18 protein-coding genes are annotated in these 18,366 nt (G+C 64.6%); 11 read left to right on the top strand and 7 right to left on the bottom strand.

Features of this window, described 5'->3' with window-relative positions; all coding sequences use genetic code 11:
* Nucleotides 1-91: 91 nt before the first annotated feature.
* From NGM28_RS25920 to NGM28_RS25910, 3 genes are all read left to right on the top strand, one after another.
* Nucleotides 92-367 (top strand): DUF1145 domain-containing protein, encoded by a 276-nt coding sequence (locus NGM28_RS25920; protein ID WP_213659834.1) that lies wholly within the window; start codon nt 92-94, stop codon nt 365-367.
* A complete protein-coding gene (locus NGM28_RS25915) occupies nt 360-1,118 on the top strand; it encodes a collagen-like protein (protein ID WP_252092178.1) in 759 nt (252 codons plus the stop codon). Before NGM28_RS25920 ends, NGM28_RS25915 begins: the two co-directional genes overlap by 8 nt.
* A 175-nt stretch (nt 1,119-1,293) precedes the next feature.
* Nucleotides 1,294-2,400 (top strand): NADH:flavin oxidoreductase/NADH oxidase, encoded by a 1,107-nt coding sequence (locus tag NGM28_RS25910; RefSeq protein WP_240064727.1) that lies wholly within the window; start codon nt 1,294-1,296, stop codon nt 2,398-2,400.
* A gap of 1 nt (nt 2,401) precedes the next feature.
* On the opposite strand, the gene NGM28_RS25905 is transcribed toward NGM28_RS25910, so the two are convergent.
* The 7 genes from NGM28_RS25905 to ydcS all read right to left on the bottom strand — a co-directional run bounded on the left by NGM28_RS25905 (nt 2,402) and on the right by ydcS (nt 8,682).
* Complete coding sequence (locus NGM28_RS25905) at nt 2,402-2,734, bottom strand: type II toxin-antitoxin system HicB family antitoxin (RefSeq protein WP_240064728.1); 333 nt, start codon at nt 2,732-2,734, stop codon at nt 2,402-2,404.
* Nucleotides 2,731-2,985: a type II toxin-antitoxin system HicA family toxin gene (locus tag NGM28_RS25900; RefSeq protein WP_240064729.1), complete on the bottom strand. Its 255-nt coding sequence runs from the start codon at nt 2,983-2,985 to the stop codon at nt 2,731-2,733. The genes NGM28_RS25905 and NGM28_RS25900 overlap by 4 nt, the downstream gene beginning before the upstream one ends.
* 144 nt (nt 2,986-3,129) lie before the next feature.
* Nucleotides 3,130-4,554: a gamma-aminobutyraldehyde dehydrogenase gene (locus NGM28_RS25895; RefSeq protein WP_252092175.1), complete on the bottom strand. Its 1,425-nt coding sequence runs from the start codon at nt 4,552-4,554 to the stop codon at nt 3,130-3,132.
* Nucleotides 4,555-4,571: 17 nt separating this feature from the next.
* Complete coding sequence (locus NGM28_RS25890) at nt 4,572-5,378, bottom strand: ABC transporter permease (RefSeq protein WP_240064731.1); 807 nt, start codon at nt 5,376-5,378, stop codon at nt 4,572-4,574.
* Nucleotides 5,368-6,306, bottom strand: coding sequence for an ABC transporter permease (locus NGM28_RS25885; RefSeq protein WP_252092173.1), 939 nt, complete (start codon nt 6,304-6,306; stop codon nt 5,368-5,370). Before NGM28_RS25885 ends, NGM28_RS25890 begins: the two co-directional genes overlap by 11 nt.
* A complete protein-coding gene (locus tag NGM28_RS25880; RefSeq protein ID WP_240064732.1) occupies nt 6,303-7,328 on the bottom strand; it encodes an ABC transporter ATP-binding protein in 1,026 nt (341 codons plus the stop codon). The genes NGM28_RS25885 and NGM28_RS25880 overlap by 4 nt, the downstream gene beginning before the upstream one ends.
* A 214-nt stretch (nt 7,329-7,542) precedes the next feature.
* On the bottom strand, nt 7,543-8,682 hold the full coding sequence (gene ydcS / locus NGM28_RS25875) for a putative ABC transporter substrate-binding protein YdcS (RefSeq protein WP_252092171.1): 1,140 nt from the start codon (nt 8,680-8,682) through the stop codon (nt 7,543-7,545).
* Nucleotides 8,683-8,942: 260 nt separating this feature from the next.
* Between ydcS and NGM28_RS25870 the strand changes: the two genes are divergently transcribed.
* The 8 genes from NGM28_RS25870 to NGM28_RS25835 all read left to right on the top strand — a co-directional run bounded on the left by NGM28_RS25870 (nt 8,943) and on the right by NGM28_RS25835 (nt 18,161).
* Nucleotides 8,943-9,629 carry a tellurite resistance TerB family protein gene (locus NGM28_RS25870; protein ID WP_240064734.1) on the top strand — a complete coding sequence of 229 codons (687 nt, stop codon included), beginning with the start codon at nt 8,943-8,945 and terminating at the stop codon, nt 9,627-9,629.
* Nucleotides 9,630-9,757: 128 nt separating this feature from the next.
* Nucleotides 9,758-11,380: a methyl-accepting chemotaxis protein gene (locus NGM28_RS25865; protein WP_240064735.1), complete on the top strand. Its 1,623-nt coding sequence runs from the start codon at nt 9,758-9,760 to the stop codon at nt 11,378-11,380.
* 5 nt (nt 11,381-11,385) lie between these two features.
* Nucleotides 11,386-11,907: a chemotaxis protein CheW gene (locus NGM28_RS25860; protein ID WP_240064736.1), complete on the top strand. Its 522-nt coding sequence runs from the start codon at nt 11,386-11,388 to the stop codon at nt 11,905-11,907.
* A complete protein-coding gene (locus tag NGM28_RS25855; protein ID WP_240064737.1) occupies nt 11,904-13,151 on the top strand; it encodes a CheR family methyltransferase in 1,248 nt (415 codons plus the stop codon). Before NGM28_RS25860 ends, NGM28_RS25855 begins: the two co-directional genes overlap by 4 nt.
* On the top strand, nt 13,148-13,813 hold the full coding sequence (locus NGM28_RS25850) for a chemotaxis protein CheW (RefSeq protein WP_252092169.1): 666 nt from the start codon (nt 13,148-13,150) through the stop codon (nt 13,811-13,813). Before NGM28_RS25855 ends, NGM28_RS25850 begins: the two co-directional genes overlap by 4 nt.
* A complete protein-coding gene (locus NGM28_RS25845) occupies nt 13,810-16,095 on the top strand; it encodes a hybrid sensor histidine kinase/response regulator (RefSeq protein ID WP_252092167.1) in 2,286 nt (761 codons plus the stop codon). The genes NGM28_RS25850 and NGM28_RS25845 overlap by 4 nt, the downstream gene beginning before the upstream one ends.
* On the top strand, nt 16,092-17,105 hold the full coding sequence (locus NGM28_RS25840; protein ID WP_252092165.1) for a chemotaxis response regulator protein-glutamate methylesterase: 1,014 nt from the start codon (nt 16,092-16,094) through the stop codon (nt 17,103-17,105). Before NGM28_RS25845 ends, NGM28_RS25840 begins: the two co-directional genes overlap by 4 nt.
* Nucleotides 17,106-17,156: 51 nt before the next feature.
* Nucleotides 17,157-18,161, top strand: coding sequence for a response regulator (locus NGM28_RS25835; RefSeq protein WP_252092163.1), 1,005 nt, complete (start codon nt 17,157-17,159; stop codon nt 18,159-18,161).
* Nucleotides 18,162-18,366: the final 205 nt, after the last annotated feature.

The following is an 18,366-nucleotide window of genomic DNA, read 5'->3' as shown; positions in this document are numbered from 1 at the left end:
GCGCGTTGCCTGGCGTTAGGGGTACTGTTGCCGTCGCGGCCCGCTCGACCGGGCCGCTTCGACATAACAACAAATCGATCGGGGGCGGGGTATGAAGTTCATCCTGGGCCTGGGCAAGGCTCTGACGGTGGTGTTCTGGTGGGTGGTGCTGGTCAATCTGTTCATGCCGCAGCCGTTGCCGCTCAATCTTCTCATCAATGCCGCGGGCATCATCCTGCTGACGCTGCATGTGCTCGAAATCCTCTTCTTCAACGGTAGCTTGCGCGGGCGCAGCCATCGTTGGTTCGACCGGCTGCAGATCCTGCTGACCGGCATCTTCCATGTCATGTCCATTCCCAGGCCGCAGGAGGCGCCGAGCCATGCGTAAACTGATGTTGCTGGCCGCATTGGCGGCCCCCATGGCCCAGGCTGAAAGCCTCGAAGTTGCCGCCCATTCCATGTTGCGCCTGCCGAACAAGGCGGCCAGCGTGCATCTGCAGCATTTGCGGGTAGCGGACTCGGGGACGTTGCTGCTGCCGGCCAGCTTGAGCGAGCTGAAGATCGACCGGCTCGAGTTGGGCCGTGATGCACGTATCGCCGTTGCGCCTGCCGAGGGCGGGCTGAGCATTGATGTGGCCCGTGCCTCCCTGGGCGAGGGGAGCGAGATCAGTGCTCCAGGTGCGCCTGGCACCTACGAGCGCAGTGCTCGCCCTGGCCGTAACCTGGAGTTGCGATTGGCGGAACTGGAGGCTGATCGGTTGGCCATCGATGCCCGCGGGGGCGCGGGGGCACCGGGGTACGTCGGGCTCGATGGCGCCAATGGCAAGTCAGGTGGGTGCACCTGGGGGCAGGCCAGCCGTGGCTCCAATGGCGATGATGGTGGCAATGGGCAGGATGGGGCATCGGGTGGGCGGGTCCGTCTCGCGGTACCTGACAGCTTCCCGCGTGAGCGGATCGTGGTTCGGCTGGATGGCGGCGCGCCGGGCAAGCCAGGGGCCGCAGGCCGGGCCGGGGTCGGTGGGGCCAGTAAGGGCTGCCTGGTCTACAGCACCGATGCCGGGGCCAATGGGCGACCTGGGCGGGAGGGGCAGCCTGGGTTGGCGGGGGCTTCCGGGGAACTGATCATCCAGCGTTTGTGAGCGGGGACTCGGTAGGCGGGCGGCGCTCGATCTCATCGGCGCTGCAACGCTCCCGCTTGAAAGGCGAAGCTGTCACCCCCCAATGGTCTAGTCTGAAAATGACCGGCACCGGCCCAATCCCCACCAAGAGCGCCCGGACCGGACAACCATTCGGAGTCCCCTGGGAGGTGCTCTCATGAGCCTGCTGCTTGAGCCTTACACCCTTCGTAAGCTGACCCTGCCCAACCGCATCGCCGTTTCCCCCATGTGCCAGTACTCGGCCGTCGACGGCCTGGCCAACGACTGGCACCTGGTGCACCTGGGCAGCCGCGCCGTCGGTGGCGCGGGCCTGGTGATCAGCGAAGCCGTCGCCGTCACCGCCGATGGCCGTATCACCGCCGAGGACCTCGGCCTGTGGCATGACGACCAAATACCACCGTTGCAGCGGATCACCCGCTTCATCGCCGCCCAAGGGGCCGTACCCGGCATCCAGCTTGCCCACGCTGGCCGCAAGGCCAGCACCCACAGGCCTTGGCTGGGCAAGCCAGGCAGCGTCAAACCGGAGGAAGGGGGATGGCAGCCGGTAGGCCCTTCGAAGATCGCCTTCGATCCGAAGCACACCCCACCCCGCGAACTGACCACCGATGAGATCAAGGGCATCATCGACGCATTCGTGGCGGCAACCGAGCGCGCATTGACGGCCGGCTTCAAGGTCGTCGAGATCCACGCCGCCCATGGCTACCTGCTGCACCAGTTCCTGTCACCGTTGAGCAACCAGCGCCGCGACGACTACGGAAGCTGCTTCGAGAATCGCATTCGCCTGACCCTGCAAGTGACCGAGGCCGTGCGCAAGGCCTGGCCAGAGGACCTGCCGCTGTTCGTCCGGGTATCGGCCACCGATTGGGTCGAGGACGGCTGGAACCCGGATGAAACCGTGGAGCTGGCCCGCCGCCTGCGAGCCCTGGGGGTCGACCTGATCGACGTGTCTTCGGGCGGTACCTCGGTCAATGCCGAGATCCCGACGGGCCCCGGCTACCAGACTCGCTTCGCCGAGCGTGTGCGCAAGGAGTCGGAGGTCGCCACCGGCACCGTTGGCATGATCACCGAACCAGCCCAGGCCGAGCACATCCTGCGCACCGGTCAGGCCGATGTGATCTTCCTTGCCCGGGAACTGCTGCGCGACCCGTACTGGCCATTGCATGCCGACGATGATTTGGGCGGCAACAAGGCCACCTGGCCGGCCCAGTACCAGCGGGCGACCAGCCGGGCGAACCCGATCCACGAGTCGGACCTGCGCGACTGACTCAGCCGCAGGCTGCCTGGCTGAGAATATCGCTCACCCACTGGTTGATGCTCTTCTGCGCCAGTTCGGCCTTGGCGGCCACGCTGGCGTGGAGGGCTGGTTCCAGGCGCAGGCTGAGCTTTCCGGAATAGGCTTTCTGCGGTTCACGGCCCAGGCGCTCGCAGGTGTCGAGGTAGTCGTCGACAGCCTCTTCGAAGGCTTGACGCAGCTCGGCGACCGACTCGCCGTGGAAACCGATCACATCGCGGATACCGGCGATGTGGCCGATCAGTAACTGGTCTTCGTCGCTGTATTCGATGCGGGCTGAATAGCCGCGGTAATTCATGACGTTCATGGTGTGACTCCTGCCTGCTCCAGGAACTGACGGGCGTCCCGTACCTGGTAGGGTTTGGCGTGCCGGTCGGGATGAGGGCGGTGGAATGTCGCGACCTCGCCGTTGAGCTCGAAACGCACGCGGGACCCTCTGCCTTCGACGACCTTGGCGCCAAGCGACACCAACAGCGACTCCAGGCGCTGCCAGTCCAGTGTTCGGGGAACAGGTTTCTTGAATACAAGTTCGAGTAATGCGTGCTGATGATTATTCATGGTATCAGTCTGTGATACCAGCTATGCGCAACTCAATGGATGGACGGTAGGCTGGAGCAAGCGCAAAGACAGGGAAAATTCTGTTGAAGGGGCAGAAAAAAGCCGGCGGGGACTGAACCCTTGCCGGCCTTCATCGCAGCAGGTTCAGTGCTTGAACATCACATGGCGCACGCAGGTGTAGTCCTCCAGCCCGTACATCGACATATCTTTCCCATAGCCGGAATGCTTCTGCCCGCCATGGGGCATTTCACTGACCAGCATGAAGTGGGTGTTGACCCAGGTGCAGCCATACTGCAGCCGTGCCGCCAGGCGATGGGCGCGACCGGTGTCGCGGGTCCATACCGACGAAGCCAGGCCGTACTCGGAATCGTTGGCCCACGCCAGCGCCTGGGCCTCATCGTTGAAGCGAGTGACGGAAACCACCGGGCCGAACACTTCGTGACTGACGATCTCATCGTCCTGCAGGGCATCGGCGAGCACGGTCGGTTCGAAGAAGAAACCGCCCCCCGGCACGGCCTTTCCACCGGTAACCAGGCGAATGTGCGGTTGGGCGATGGCGCGCTGGACCAGGCCCGCCACCTTGTCGCGGTGCTGGGCGCTGATCAGTGGGCCGAGTTCGGTGTCCGGGGCGTTCTGCAGGCCAGGCTTGAGGCTGGCCACCGCCTCGCCCAGGCGTTCGACGAAGCGCTCGTAGATGCCGTCCTGCACATACAGGCGGCAGGCAGCGGTGCAGTCCTGGCCGGCATTGTAGAAGCCGAAGGTGCGGATACCCTCGATGGCGGCGTCAATATCGGCGTCGTCGAACACCAGGACCGGGGCCTTGCCGCCCAGTTCCATGTGCATGCGTTTCACGCTGTCGGCGGTGGCGCCGATGATGTGGGCGCCGGTGGGGATGGAGCCCGTCAGCGAGACCATGCGCACCTTGGGGTGGGTGACCAGCGGATTGCCAACGGTCTGGCCGCGACCGAAGAGAATGTTCAGGACGCCGGCCGGCAGCAGGCCCTGGACGAGTTCACCCAGGCGCAGGGCAGTCAGTGGGGTCATCTCCGAAGGCTTGATAACCACGGTATTGCCGGCGGCCAGGGCCGGGGCGATCTTCCATGCCAGCATCATCAACGGGTAGTTCCAGGGCGCGATGGACGCCACCACGCCCAATGGGTCGCGACGGACCATGGAGGTGTGGCCTGGCAGGTATTCGCCAGCCGCCGAACCACCCAGGCAGCGCGTGGCGCCGGCGAAATAGCGGAACACGTCGGCAATGGCCGGGATCTCGTCGTTGAGCGCGGCGGCATAAGGTTTTCCGCAGTTGTCCGATTCCAGCTTGGCCAGCTCCTCGCCATGGCATTCGATCACCTCGGCGATGGCCAGCAACACGGCGGCACGCTCCTTTGGTGTGGTCTGCGACCAGCTTTCAAACGCCTGGTCGGCGGCGCGCACAGCGGTGTCCACCTGCGCTTCGGTGGCCTCGTTGATCTGCACCAGGGCGCTGCCCTTGGCCGGGTCGAGCACGGTCCAGGCCGGTCCTTCGCCATTCACCAGGCGGCCATTGATCAGCATTTGGGTTTGCATAGGGGACTCCTCCAGGGTCATTTGCCACTGCCAGCGACGCTTTCACCGCCGCGGGTCAGGTAATAGGCGCCGAGAATCGGCAGCATGGTCACCAGCATCACCAGCATGGCGACCACGTTGGTCACCGGCACATCGCGTGGGCGGCTGAGCTGGTTGAGCAGCCAGATGGGCAAGGTGCGCTCATGGCCGGCGGTGAAGGTGGTGACGATGATCTCGTCGAATGACAGGGCGAAGGCCAGCATGCCGCCGGCCAGCAGCGCCGAGCCTAGGTTGGGCAGGATGATGTAGCGGAAGGTCTGCCAGCCGTCGGCGCCCAGGTCCATCGACGCCTCGATCAGGCTCTGCGAAGTGCGCCGCAGGCGGGCGATGACGTTGTTGTAGACGATCACCACGCAGAACGTCGCATGCCCGACCACGATGGTGAACAGGCCAGGCTCGATGCCCAGGCGCTTGAAGGCCGACAACAGGGCGATGCCGGTGATGATGCCGGGCAAGGCGATGGGCAGGATCAACATCAGCGAGATACTTTCCTTGCCGAAAAAGCTGCGTCGGTACAGCGCCGCAGAGGCCAGGGTGCCCAGCACCAGGGCGATCAGCGTGGCCAGGCAGGCCACCTGCAGCGACAACTTGATCGCCTCCAGCACATCGGGGCGGGCGAAGGCCACGCCAAACCATTTCAGGGTGAAGCCCTGGGGCGGGAAGCTGAAGGCTGCATCCTCGGTGTTGAAGGCATAGAGCAGGATGATCAGGATTGGAAAGTGCAGGAACAGCAACCCGCCCCACGCCGCCAGGCGCAGGCCTGTCGAGGCTTTGTCAGAGTGCATCGAAGGCCCCCAGGCGTTTGACGATGGACAGGTACACGGCAATCAGCACGATCGGCACCAGGGTGAAGGCCGCGGCCATGGGCATGTTGCCGATCGCGCCTTGCTGGGCATAGACCATGCTGCCGATGAAGTAGCCGGGCGGGCCGATCAGCTGCGGCACGATGAAATCCCCCAGGGTCAGGGAAAAGGTGAAGATCGAACCGGCGGCAATCCCCGGCACAGACAACGGCAGGATCACCTGCAGGAAGGTCTGGCTTGGCCTGGCGCCCAGATCAGCCGAGGCCTGCAGCAACGAGGGCGGCAGGCGCTCCAGCGCGGCCTGGATCGGCAGGATCATGAATGGCAGCCAGATGTACACGAACACCAGGAAGCGCCCCAGGTGTGAGGTCGACAGAGTGCTGCCGCCCACGCCGGGAACAGCGAGCAGCAGTTGCAGCAGTGCGTCCAGGTGCAATTTCTGGATGAACCACTGGGCCACGCCGCCTTTGGCCAGCAGCAAGGTCCAGGCGTAGGTCTTGACGATGTAGCTGGCCCACATCGGCATCATTACCGCGATGTAGAAGAACGCCTTGGTGCGGCCGCTGGTGTAGCGTGCCATGTAGTAGGCGATGGGGAAGGCCAGCACGGCACTGGCAAGTGACACCGCCACGGCCATGGCCAGGGTGCGCAGGATGATGTCGAAGTTCGCCGGGTTGAACAGCGCGGCGAAGTTGGCCAGGGTCAAGTCCGGTGTCACCGCCATGGTGAAGTCGTCGAAGGTGTAGAAGCCCTGCCACAACAGATTCAGCAGCGAACCGAGGTAGATCGCGCCGAACCACAGCAAGGGGGGGACCAGCAGCATCAGCAGGTACAGGTTGGGGCGCCGGTAGAGCATGTTGCTCAGGCGCCGCAGGGGCGAGCTTGCCGGGTGCGTCGAGGCAAGGTTCATAGGACGGTTTCCTGCAATACCGTCATTGCCTCTCGTGGCCAACGGGCATGTACGCGCTGGCCAGTGTGCCAGGGCGGCGCATCGGCCTGCCAGCGGTCATTGGCCTGGCTCACGGCCAGTACCTGGCCGTTGTCCAGTTTCACCTCGAAGCGAGTGGTGCTGCCCTGGTACTGGATGTCGTGGAGTTCGCCGCTGACCTGCACTTCGTGGCTGGTGGCCTGGCCATCCAGGCGGATGTGTTCGGGGCGGATGGAGAACGGCAGGGGGCTGCCGCTGAGCTGCCGGGCCAGCTCGCCGCGCAGCACATTGGAGGTGCCGACGAACTCGGCGACGAACGTGGTCGCCGGCTGCATGTAGAGGTTGCGCGGCGAGTCGACCTGTTCGATGCGGCCACGGTTGAACACCGCGACCCGGTCGGACATCGACAGCGCCTCGGTCTGGTCATGGGTGACGAAGATGAAGGTAATGCCCAGCTGGCGTTGCAGCTTCTTCAACTCGCCCTGCATCTGCTCGCGCAGCTTGAGGTCCAGGGCACCGAGGGGCTCGTCGAGGAGCAACACCCGCGGCCGGTTGACCAGCGCCCGTGCCAGGGCGACACGCTGGCGCTGGCCGCCGGAAAGCTGCGCCGGTTTGCGTGCGCCGTAGCCCGCCAAGGCCACCATGGCCAGGGCTTCCTCTGCACGGGCGTGGCGCTCGTGCTTGGCGACACCCTTGACCTTCAGGCCATAGGCAACGTTGTCGCGCACGTTCATGTGGGGGAACAGCGCGTAGTCCTGGAATACCGTGTTGACGTCACGCTGGTAGGGCGGCAGACCTGCGGCCTCGACCCCGTGGATACGGATCGAACCGCTGCTGGGCTGTTCGAAACCGGCGATCAGGCGCAGGCAGGTGGTCTTGCCCGAACCGGACGGACCGAGCATGGAGAAGAACTCGCCATCCTGGATATCGATGCTGACCTGGTCGACCGCCTTGACCTCGCCGAAGGTGCGGGAAACCTGGGTGAACTGGACTGCTGGGGGCATGGTGCTACCTGATCGGTTGATGCGAGTTCATTCGGCCCCGTTTCGCCGGCAAACCGACGATATGGGATAACCGTAGGCGGGTGCCATGTCGTCTGTAGGAGCGGCTTTAGCCGCGATGCGGTGCTTGGCACCCGCTGTGCGGGTGATCGCGGCTGAAGCCGCTCCTACAGAGGTCATATCAGAGCAATGGGTTGAATCATGTTCCGGGGCGCTCCTATCGCCCGCCCATGATCGCGATGTAGTCCTGGGTCCAGCGGCTATAGGGCACGAACTTGCCGCCTTCGGCCTGCGGGGTCTTCCAGAAGGCGATCTTGTCGAAGTTGTCGAAGCCGTTGGTCTTGCAGCCCTCGGCCCCCAGCAGCTCGCTACCGGTACAGGCCGCTGGCACCGCGGGTAACGAACCGAACCAGGCCGCCACATCACCCTGCACCTTCGGTTGCAGCGACCAGTCCATCCACTTGTAGGCGCAGTTGGGGTGCTTGGCCTCGCTGTGCAGCATGGTAGTGTCGGCCCAACCTGTGGCGCCTTCCTTCGGTACCACCGAGGCCACTGGCTGCTTGTCGGCCTGCAGCCCGTTGACCATGTAGCCCCATGAGCTGGTGGCGACCACGCCCTCGTTCTTCACATCGCTCATCTGCACCGTCGCGTCATGCCAGTAGCGGTGGATCAACGGCTGTTGCTGGCGCAGCAGGTCGAGCACGGCCTTGTACTGGGTTTCGGTCAGCTCGTAAGGGTTCTGGATGCCCAGTTCGGGTTTGGCGGACTTGAGGTAGAGCGCCGCGTCGGCAATGTAGATAGGCCCGTCGTAGGCCTGCACGCGGCCTTTGTTGGGTTTGCCGTCGGGCAGGTCCTGGGGCTCGAACACCACGCTCCAGCTGGTCGGCGGTTGCTTGAATACGTTGGTGTTGTAGAGGAGCACGTTCGGGCCCCATTGGTAGGGGGTGCCGTATACCTGGTCCTTGACCACATACCAGGCACCGTTGTGCAGGCGTGGGTCGAGGTTCTTCCAGTTGGGGATCAATGCGGTATTGATCGGTTGCACGCGCTTGCCGACGATAAGCCGCAGCGAAGCGTCGCCCGAGGCGGTGACCAGGTCGTAGCCGCCCTTGGTCATCAGGCTGACCATCTCGTCGGAGGTGGCGGCTGTTTTCACGCTGACCTTGCAGCCGGTTTCCTTCTCGAAGCCGGTGACCCAGTCGTAGGCCTTGTCGCTTTCACCCCGTTCGATGTAGCCCGGCCAGGCAATGATATCCAGCTGCCCTTCAGCGGCACCGAGCTTGTCCGGCAACTGGGCGGCCTGCAGGCCGGCACTGGCCACTAGAGCGCCGAACAATACAGTCTTGTTCACTGACATGGTGTTCCCTCTTGCTGAGTCGCGTGGACGGGGGAGAGGTCGAGGCTGGGTATTGCCCAGGCTTCGAAACAGGCGAAGAAATGCCGTGACAGCTGCGGGTCGTTCATCGGCGGCCTTCTTGTTGGTCTTGTTGGCCAGATCGAGTCTAGTTCGTTTTTTGTCGACTTCCCGCGCAACATTCGGAAGCATTTGCGCGAGTGGCGAAGCAGCTGCCCGGGCCTACTCTGGGAGCCTCTTTTCCTACAGCGGAGATATGCCAGATGAATACCCGGAGCCTGCTCGACCAACTGCTCAAATCGGGTCAGGAACTGCTCGGCAACCAGGCCAGCAAGGGCGTGGCCGGCAAGTCTGCGGGCAACGGCCTGGGCAGCCTGCTTTCCGGCGCCGGTGGCGGTGCGCTGGCAGCGGGCGCCATGGGCTTGCTGCTGGGCAGCAAGAAGGCGCGCAAGTACGGTGGCAAGGCCCTCACCTACGGTGGCCTCGCAGCGCTGGGCGTGCTGGCCTACAAGGCCTACGGCAACTGGCAGGCGCGCCAGGGGGCGGGCAACCACGAGCCGCAGACGCTGGACCGCCTGCCGCCGGCCCAGGCCGAGCTGCACAGCCAGGCGGTGCTACGTGCATTGGTGGCGGCGGCCAAGTCCGACGGCCATATCGATGAGCGTGAGCGGGCGTTGATCGAGGAGGCGTTCACCCGCCTGGACAGCAACCAGGACCTCCAGCACTGGCTACACGCCGAACTGAACAAACCACTGGACCCGGCCGAAGTGGCCCGTGCCGCGCAAACACCGGAAATGGCTGCCGAGATGTACCTGGCCAGCGTGATGATGGTCGATCAGGAGAACTTCATGGAGCGCGCCTACCTCGATGAGCTGGCACGGCAACTGCGTCTGGACCCTGCGCTGCGCCAGGAACTGGAAAACCAGGTCAGGCTTGCCGCAGGTCAATGAGCTGGCATTTGGCCAATTCGTCAGGCATGGATGCCTGAATCTATCCGTATTCACCCGCAAAAGCGTAGGAAGCCTGGGCTATACTTCGGCGATTTTTCCCGCTCGTATCGAATTCCTGAGGGCTGAATGTGAAGAACTGGACCTTGCGCCAACGGATCCTGGCAAGTTTCGCCGTGATCATCGCCATCATGCTGCTGATGATCGTGGCCGCCTACTCGCGGCTGGTGGCGATCGAGTCCAGCGAAGAGGCGGTGGGGTCCGACAGCATTCCCGGTGTCTACTACAGCTCGATGATCCGCAGTGCCTGGGTCGACAGCTACGTTACCACCCAGCAGTTGGTCGGCCTGTCGAACCATCGCGAGATCACCAGCGCCGACATGGAGCTGTACAAGGGCTTCGACGATCGCCTCAAGCAGCACATGGCCAGTTACCAGGCGACCATCCGCGACGCCGACGACCAGGCCAGCTATGAAGAGTTCGTGCGCCTGGAAGGGGAATACCTCAAGTCGGTCGACCAGGTGCTCGAAGCCTATCGGCAGAAGAATTACGCCGAAGCCCAGCGCCTGATCCTCGAAGTCCTCACCCCGGCCTGGGTGACCGGTCGCAAGCACCTCAACACCGTCATCGAGCGCAACCGCGAATCCGCCGAGGCTGCCACCAACGACATCGTCAGCGCCGTGAACACGGCCAAGGGCAGCATGATCGTCTCGCTGCTGCTGGCGATCATCGCCGCGGGCGTCTGTGGCCTGCTGCTGTTGCGTGCGATCACCGCGCCCATGCAGCTTATTGTCCATGCCCTGGACAAGCTGCGTTCGGGCGACCTGAGCATGCGCCTGAACCTGGACCGCAAGGACGAGTTCGGCGCAATCGAAGGGGGCTTCAACGAAATGGCCGAATCGCTGGCCAACCTGGTGGCCCAGGCCCAACGTTCGTCGGTACAGGTGACCACCTCGGTCACCGAGATTGCCGCCACCTCCAAGCAGCAGCAGGCCACGGCCACTGAAACTGCGGCCACTACCACCGAGATCGGTGCGACGTCGCGGGAGATCGCCGCCACCTCGCGCGACCTGGTGCGCACCATGACCGAGGTCACTTCGTCGGCCGACCAGGCCTCGAGCCTTGCCGGCTCCGGCCAGCAAGGCCTGGCCCGCATGGAGGAAACCATGCACCAGGTGATGGGCGCTGCCGACCTGGTCAATGCCAAGCTGGCGATCCTCAACGAGAAGGCCAGCAATATCAACCAGGTGGTAGTGACCATCGTCAAGGTCGCCGACCAGACCAACCTGCTGTCGCTCAACGCCGCCATCGAGGCGGAAAAAGCCGGCGAGTACGGGCGTGGCTTCGCCGTGGTGGCCACCGAGGTGCGGCGCCTGGCTGACCAGACCGCCGTGGCCACCTACGACATCGAACAGATGGTGCGCGAGATCCAGTCGGCGGTCTCGGCCGGGGTGATGGGCATGGACAAGTTCTCCGAGGAGGTGCGCCGCGGCATGTTCGAGGTGCAGCAGGTGGGCGAGCAATTGGGGCAGATCATCCACCAGGTCCAGGCCCTGGCGCCGCGGGTGCTGATGGTCAACGAGGGCATGCAGGCCCAGGCCACCGGCGCCGAACAGATCAATCAGGCTCTGGCCCAGCTCAGCGACGCCAGTACCCAGACCGTCGAGTCGTTGCGCCAAGCCAGTTTTGCCATCGATGAACTGAGCCAGGTGGCTACCGGCCTGCGTGGCGGTGTGTCGCGTTTCAAAGTCTGACGACGATGAACGACTTGCATCCCCACGAGGCGCGCGCGGTCGCTGGCAAGGGCGCACTCTACCTGCAGTTCCGCATTGCCGAGCAACGCTTTGCCCTCGACGTGCGCGAGGTGGTCGAGGTGTTGCCACGACGTACGCTCAAGCCCATCGCCCAGGCACCGTCCTGGGTTGTCGGTGTGCTGGCCCACCGGGGCGCACTGATTCCGGTGATCGACCTGTCGGCCCTGAGCTTCGGTGTCGCGGCGCCTTCGCGCGGCAGTACACGCCTGGTGCTGGTGCATTACCGCGCCGACCCGTTGCGCCCCGACTTGCAACTGGGGCTGGTGCTGGAGCAGGCCACCGACACCCTGCGCTGCCAGCCCGACGAGTTCCAGCCCTACGGCCTGGACAACGCCGATGCCCCCTACCTTGGGCCGGTGCGTCAGGACAGCCAGGGTTTGTTGCAGCGTATCCGCGTCGATGACCTGCTCCCCCCCGCTGTGCGCGAGTTGCTGTATCCCGCCGGGAACGGGCAGGTGCCGGCATGAGCGAGCAACGCTTCTTCCGCTTTCTGCGTGAGCGTATCGGGCTGGACGTGGAGTCGGTGGGGGCGCCGATGATCGAGCGCGCCTTGCAGCAGCGCAGCGTCGCGGTGCTGGCAGCGGACCTGGACGATTACTGGTTGCACCTGCAGCAGTCGACCGAGGAACAGCAGGCACTGATCGAGGCGGTCATCGTCCCGGAAACCTGGTTTTTCCGCTATCCCGAATCGTTCGGCGCCTTGGTCGGCCTGGCTCATAAGCGGGTGGCCGAACTGGCCGGGACACGGCCTTTGCGCATCCTCAGCCTGCCGTGCTCGACCGGCGAAGAGCCCTACTCGATCGCCATGGCCTTGCTGGACGGCGGTGTCAGCCCGGCCGCATTTCGCATCGATGGCATGGACATCAGCCCCAATTCGGTGGCCAAGGGGCTGCAGGGCGAGTATGGCCGCAACTCGTTCCGTGGCAATGACCTGGCGTTTCGCGAGCGGCATTTCAGCACGGTCGCAGAGCTGCATCGCATCAATGAGCGCGTGCGCCAACAGGTCAACCTGCAGGTGGGCAATGTGCTGGATCCTGCGCTCAAGAGCCGAGAGGGCCTGTACGACTTCGTGTTCTGCCGCAACTTGCTGATCTATTTCGACGTGCCGACCCAGCAGCGGGTGTTCGAAGTGCTCAAGCACCTGACCCATGGCCAGGGGGTGTTGTTCATCGGGCCTGCCGAGGGCAGCCTGCTCGCGCGTCTGGGCATGCGGCCGCTGGGGATCGCCCAATCGTTCGCCTATGTCCGTCAGGAGCCCGCGGCGACTGCTCCGGTGAGCCTGCCGCTGCCGGTTGCGCGGCCCTTGGCGCCGCCACCGCCGAGAGTGGTCGCATTACCGGCCCGCACCGTCAGGCCGACGCCTGTACCCGCGCCAATCATCGAGCCCCATGTGAACGAAGCCCAACTGCTGGGCATCATTGCCCGCCATGCCAATACCGGGGACAGTGAACAGGCCAGGGCCGGTTGCGAGCGCTATCTTCGCCAGTATGCGCCCAAGGCACAGGTCTATTACTGGCTGGGATTGCTCAGTGATACCGAGGGCGATGCCGCGCAAGCCATTACCCATTACCGCAAGGCCTTGTACCTGGAACCCCAGCACCCGGAAGCCCTGGTGCACCTGGCCGCGCTGCTGGCTTCCCAGGGCGACGAGGCGGGCGCCCGGCGCTTGCAGGAGCGCGCGGCGCGGGCGGGAAGGGAGTCTGAACGATGAGTGGCGAATACCAGATGCACCTGATCGCTCGCGATCACGAGGTCATCGACGATTGCTGGAACCGCATTGGCGTGCACGGCGACAAGCAGTGCCCGTTGCTGGAGCGGCATGTTCATTGCCGCAATTGCGACGTGTATGCCACCGCGGCCACTCGCCTGCTGGATCGCTATGCGCTGATCGAGGGCGAGCAGGTCGAAGCGAGCGTCGTGGAGGAGGTCGCTGTCGGCCGTTCCATGCTGCTGTTCCGTTTGGGTGAGGAATGGCTGGCCCTGGCGACCGCGTGCCTGGCCGAAATCGCCCCGCAGCAGCAGGTGCATTCGCTGCCGCACCAGCGTTCGCGTGTGCTGCAGGGCGTTGCCAATGTGCGCGGGGCATTGGTGCCTTGCCTGTCGCTGGCCGACCTGTTGGGCGTGCCGCCCGAGGCGACTGTCGAGCGCGGTGGGCGGGTGCTGCCGAGAATGCTGATCCTGGCGGCCGAGGGCGGGCCGGTGGTGGTGCCGGTGGACGAGATCGACGGCATCCATCGCCTCGATCCGGCCCGCATGGAAACGGGCCGTGACACGGCGCACTTCACTGCCGCCGTCCTGCAGTGGCGAGGGCGCAGCGTGCGTGTCCTGGACGAGCAACATCTATTGTCTGCCGTGAAGCGGAGCCTGTCATGACCCCGGAGCAAATGCGCGACGCATCGCTGCTCGAACTGTTCAGCCTGGAGGCCGAGGCCCAGACCCAGGTACTCAGCGCCGGCCTCATGGCCCTGGAGCGCAACCCCGCCCAGCCGGACCAGTTGGAAGCCTGCATGCGTGCGGCCCATTCGCTCAAGGGCGCGGCGCGGATCGTCGGTATCGATGCGGGGGTCAGCGTGGCCCACGTCATGGAGGACTGCCTGGTGGCCGCGCAGGAAGGGCGGCTGGCGTTGCGTCCCGAGCATATCGACGCCTTGTTGCAGGGGACAGATCTGCTGATGCGCATCGCCACGCCAGGTGACCAGGACAGCGAAGCCGCGGTCCCCGCATTCCTGGTACAACTGGCCGGCCTGCTGGCGCCGGCGACGGCTGTCGTACCCCCGACGCTGCCACCTCTGCCGACTGTACCTGTCGAACCCTCGCCACCGGCGCCCGTTGCTCCTGCACCGGAGCCTGTCGTCGACGCCGAGCCCGTTGCCGCGTCGAAGGCTGGCAAGCGAGCGGGCGACGGTGGTGAACGGGTCTTGCGGGTAACCGCCGACCGATTGAACAGCCTGCTCGACCTGTCGAGCAAGTCTCTGGTAGAGACTCAGCGCCTGAAACCCTATCTGGCCACCCTGCAACGCCTCAAGCGCATGCATGGCCAGGGCATCCGCGCGCTGGACGGCCTGAAGACCCAGCTCGAAGGCAGCGGGCAGGGCCCGGAAGTGCTCGAGGCCCTTGCCCAGACCCAGCAGTTGCTGGCCGAGACCCAGCAGATTCTGCTGCAGCAGGCCACCGACCTCGACGAGTTCGGTTGGCAGGCCAGCCAGCGTGCGCAACTGCTCTACGACACCGCGCTGGCCTGCCGCATGCGCCCCTTTGCCGACGTGCTGACCGGGCAGAGCCGCATGGTCCGCGACCTGGGGCGCTCGCTGGACAAACCGGTGCGTCTGGTCGTCGAAGGCGAAAAGACCCAGGTCGACCGCGATGTGCTGGAGAAACTCGAAGCACCGTTGACGCATTTGCTGCGCAATGCCGTCGACCACGGCATCGAGTTGCCCGAGCGGCGCCTGCTGGCAGGCAAACCGAGCGAAGGCACCGTGCGCTTGCGCGCCTCGCACCAGGCTGGCTTGCTGATTCTCGAGCTGTCCGATGACGGCGCCGGTATCGACTTGGAGCGCTTGCGCCAGAGCATCGTCGAGCGCGCGCTGTCGCCGGCCGGAACCGTGGCGCAGATGAGCGAGGCGGAGTTGCTGACGTTCCTGTTCCTGCCCGGCTTCAGCCTGCGCGATACCGTCACCGAGGTCTCCGGGCGTGGTGTCGGCCTGGATGCGGTGCAGCACATGGTGCGTGAACTGCGTGGCTCGATCGAGCTGACCCAGGTGGCAGGGCAGGGTTGCTGTTTCCACCTGGAGGTGCCGCTGACCCTGTCGGTTGTGCGCAGCCTGGTGGTCGAGGTAGGTGGTGAGGCCTACGCTTTCCCGCTGGCCCACATCGAACGCACCCTGGACGTTCCGACCGAGGCTATCGTGCAGATCGAAGGGCGCCAGCACTTCTGGCACGAAGACCGCCATATCGGCCTGGTGGCCGCCAGCCAGTTGCTCAACCGGCCTGCCGCCCAGGACCCGGGGCAGGGTTTGCGGGTGGTGGTGATCCGCGAGCGTGAACAGCTCTATGGGGTGGCCGTGGAGCGTTTGATCGGCGAGCGGGTGCTGGTGGTGATGCCGCTCGATCCGCGCCTGGGCAAGGTCCAGGACATTTCCGCCGGGGCGTTGCTCGACGATGGCTCGGTGGTGCTGATCGTCGATGTCGAAGACTTGCTGCGCTCGGTGGACAAACTGCTCAGCACCGGCCGGCTTGAGCGCATCGAGCGCGGTGGCAAGGGCGGCAAGGGGGCGGTACGCAAGCGTGTCCTGGTGGTCGACGACTCGCTCACCGTGCGCGAATTGCAGCGCAAGCTGCTGAGCAATCGCGGCTACGAAGTGGCTGTCGCGGTGGACGGCATGGATGGCTGGAATGCGCTGCGCAGCGATGACTTCGACCTGCTGATCACCGATATCGACATGCCACGCATGGATGGCATCGAGTTGGTGACCCTGGTGCGCCGCGACCATCGCCTGCAATCGCTGCCGGTGATGGTGGTTTCCTACAAGGATCGCGAAGAAGATCGCCGCCGTGGACTGGATGCCGGCGCCGACTATTATTTGGCCAAGGCCAGCTTCCATGACGATGCGTTGCTGGACGCCGTCGCGGAGCTGATAGGGGGGGCGCAGGGATGAGGATCGCCATTGTCAACGACATGCCCATGGCTGTGGAGGCCCTGCGCCGGGCGCTGGCGTTCGAGCCGGCGCACCAGGTGATCTGGGTTGCCGGCAACGGTGCCGAGGCGGTACAGCGCTGCGCGGAAAGTACCCCAGACCTGATTCTCATGGACCTGATCATGCCGGTGATGGATGGTGTGGAGGCCACGCGTCGGATCATGGCCGAAACCCCATGCGCCATCGTGATCGTCACCGTCGACCGCAAGCAGAACGTGCACCGGGTGTTCGAGGCCATGGGCCACGGCGCGCTCGATGTGGTCGATACCCCGGCGCTGGGCGCGGGGGATGCCCGGGAAGCCGCAGCGCCGCTGCTACGCAAGATCCTCAATATCGGCTGGTTGATTGGCCAGCAACGGCCCAGCGCTCCCCGCGCCGTGGCCGCGCCGTTGCGCGAGGCCTCCCAGCGCCGCGGCCTGGTGGCCATCGGCTCTTCGGCGGGCGGGCCGGCGGCACTGGAGGTGCTGCTCAAGGGGTTGCCGCGCGAGTTCCCGGCGGCCATCGTGCTGGTGCAGCATGTCGACCAGGTGTTCGCCGCCGGCATGGCCGAATGGCTTAGCAGTGCCTCTGGGTTGCCAGTGCGCCTGGCGCGGGAGGGTGAGCCGCCGCAGCCGGGGCAGGTGCTGCTGGCCGGCACCAACCACCACATCCGGCTGCTGCAGAACGGCCAGCTGGCCTACACTGCCGAGCCGGTCAATGAAATCTACCGGCCTTCGATCGATGTGTTCTTCGAAAGTGTCGCGCGCTACTGGTCGGGCGACGCGGTGGGCGTGCTGCTCACCGGCATGGGCCGCGATGGCGCCCAGGGCCTGAAACTGATGCGTGAGCAAGGTTTTCTGACCATCGCCCAGGACCAGCAGAGCAGCGCGGTGTACGGCATGCCCAAGGCCGCCGCGGCCATCGATGCGGCCGTTGAAATTCGCCCGCTGGAGCGAATCGCCGGACGACTGATGGAAATCTTTTCGAAATGACGATATGTATTGAGTCACGCCGCCTGGCCGGTAGTGATCTGGTGACTAGGGATGAATGATCTACCGATCGAAGGTTTCACGACCATCAACGAAAGTGCGGCGATGGTCCTGCTGGTAGACGATCAGGCGATGATCGGCGAAGCGGTGCGCCGTGGGTTGGCTCACGAGGAAAACATCGACTTCCATTTCTGCGCCGACCCGCACCAGGCGGTGGCCCAGGCCATGCGCATCAAGCCCACGGTCATCCTGCAGGACCTGATCATGCCGGGGTTGGATGGCCTGACGCTGGTGCGCGAGTACCGTAACAACCCGGCCACCCAGGACATCCCGATCATCGTCCTGTCGACCAAGGAAGATCCGCTGGTCAAAAGCGCGGCATTTGCCGCCGGGGCCAACGATTACCTGGTCAAGTTGCCCGATTCCATCGAGTTGGTGGCTCGCATTCGCTATCACTCGCGCTCCTACCTGACCTTGCTGCAACGCGATGAAGCCTACCGGGCGTTACGTGTCAGCCAGCAACAGTTGCTCGACACCAACCTGATGCTGCAGCGACTGATGAACTCCGACGGCCTGACCGGGCTTTCCAACCGCCGTCATTTCGATGAGTACCTGGAGCTGGAATGGCGTCGGGCCATGCGTGAACAGCAGCAGTTGTCTCTGCTGATGGTCGACGTCGACTACTTCAAGGCGTTCAACGACAGCTTTGGTCATCTGGCCGGCGATGAGGCCCTGAGACAGGTGGCCGAGGCCATTCGCGGTTGCTGCTCGCGGCCTACCGATCTGCCGGCGCGTTATGGTGGCGAGGAGTTCGCCCTGGTGCTGCCCAACACTTCGCCCGGTGGTGCGCGGTTGATTGCCGAGAAGCTGCGCCAGACCATCATGGGCCTGAACATTGCTCATACCGTGCCTGAAGCCGGTTCACTGCTGACCGTGAGTATCGGGGTGGCGACGTTGACGCCGAGTGTCGGCAGCCACTGCCGGCAGTTGATTTCGGCGGCGGACACCGGGTTGTACAAGGCCAAGAACAGTGGGCGTAGTCAGGTGGGTGTCGCTTAATCCTGTTTCCACAGGGGCAGGGCATCTTAAAACGTGCACTTCCCCCTGTAGGAGCCGGCTTGCCGGCGAAAGGCCGGATCAGTCAACACATAATCAACGGTAACTGCCGAGTATTGGTTTTATAGATCTTGATCTTGATCTTGATCTTGATCTTGATCTTGATCTTGATCTTGATCTTGATCTTGCTTCTAAGCGCGCGATAGTT

The sequence above is a fragment of the Pseudomonas sp. MWU13-3659 genome (assembly GCF_023757525.1).
Taxonomy (GTDB): Bacteria; Pseudomonadota; Gammaproteobacteria; order Pseudomonadales; family Pseudomonadaceae; genus Aquipseudomonas; species Aquipseudomonas entomophila_E.
This window is presented reverse-complemented; position numbering and strand designations above follow the sequence as displayed.

Bases quoted from the DNA above. Each gene is read 5' to 3' on its own strand.
- NGM28_RS25920 (WP_213659834.1), top strand. From the start codon at position 92: ATGAAGTTCATCCTGGGCCTGGGCAAGGCTCTGACGGTGGTGTTCTGG.
- NGM28_RS25915 (WP_252092178.1), top strand. From the start codon at position 360: ATGCGTAAACTGATGTTGCTGGCCGCATTGGCGGCCCCCATGGCCCAG.
- NGM28_RS25910 (WP_240064727.1), top strand. From the start codon at position 1,294: ATGAGCCTGCTGCTTGAGCCTTACACCCTTCGTAAGCTGACCCTGCCC.
- NGM28_RS25905 (WP_240064728.1), bottom strand. From the start codon at position 2,734: ATGAACGTCATGAATTACCGCGGCTATTCAGCCCGCATCGAATACAGC.
- NGM28_RS25900 (WP_240064729.1), bottom strand. From the start codon at position 2,985: ATGAATAATCATCAGCACGCATTACTCGAACTTGTATTCAAGAAACCT.
- NGM28_RS25895 (WP_252092175.1), bottom strand. From the start codon at position 4,554: ATGCAAACCCAAATGCTGATCAATGGCCGCCTGGTGAATGGCGAAGGA.
- NGM28_RS25890 (WP_240064731.1), bottom strand. From the start codon at position 5,378: ATGCACTCTGACAAAGCCTCGACAGGCCTGCGCCTGGCGGCGTGGGGC.
- NGM28_RS25885 (WP_252092173.1), bottom strand. From the start codon at position 6,306: ATGAACCTTGCCTCGACGCACCCGGCAAGCTCGCCCCTGCGGCGCCTG.
- NGM28_RS25880 (WP_240064732.1), bottom strand. From the start codon at position 7,328: ATGCCCCCAGCAGTCCAGTTCACCCAGGTTTCCCGCACCTTCGGCGAG.
- ydcS (WP_252092171.1), bottom strand. From the start codon at position 8,682: ATGTCAGTGAACAAGACTGTATTGTTCGGCGCTCTAGTGGCCAGTGCC.
- NGM28_RS25870 (WP_240064734.1), top strand. From the start codon at position 8,943: ATGAATACCCGGAGCCTGCTCGACCAACTGCTCAAATCGGGTCAGGAA.
- NGM28_RS25860 (WP_240064736.1), top strand. From the start codon at position 11,386: ATGAACGACTTGCATCCCCACGAGGCGCGCGCGGTCGCTGGCAAGGGC.
- NGM28_RS25855 (WP_240064737.1), top strand. From the start codon at position 11,904: ATGAGCGAGCAACGCTTCTTCCGCTTTCTGCGTGAGCGTATCGGGCTG.
- NGM28_RS25850 (WP_252092169.1), top strand. From the start codon at position 13,148: ATGAGTGGCGAATACCAGATGCACCTGATCGCTCGCGATCACGAGGTC.
- NGM28_RS25845 (WP_252092167.1), top strand. From the start codon at position 13,810: ATGACCCCGGAGCAAATGCGCGACGCATCGCTGCTCGAACTGTTCAGC.
- NGM28_RS25840 (WP_252092165.1), top strand. From the start codon at position 16,092: ATGAGGATCGCCATTGTCAACGACATGCCCATGGCTGTGGAGGCCCTG.
- NGM28_RS25835 (WP_252092163.1), top strand. From the start codon at position 17,157: ATGAATGATCTACCGATCGAAGGTTTCACGACCATCAACGAAAGTGCG.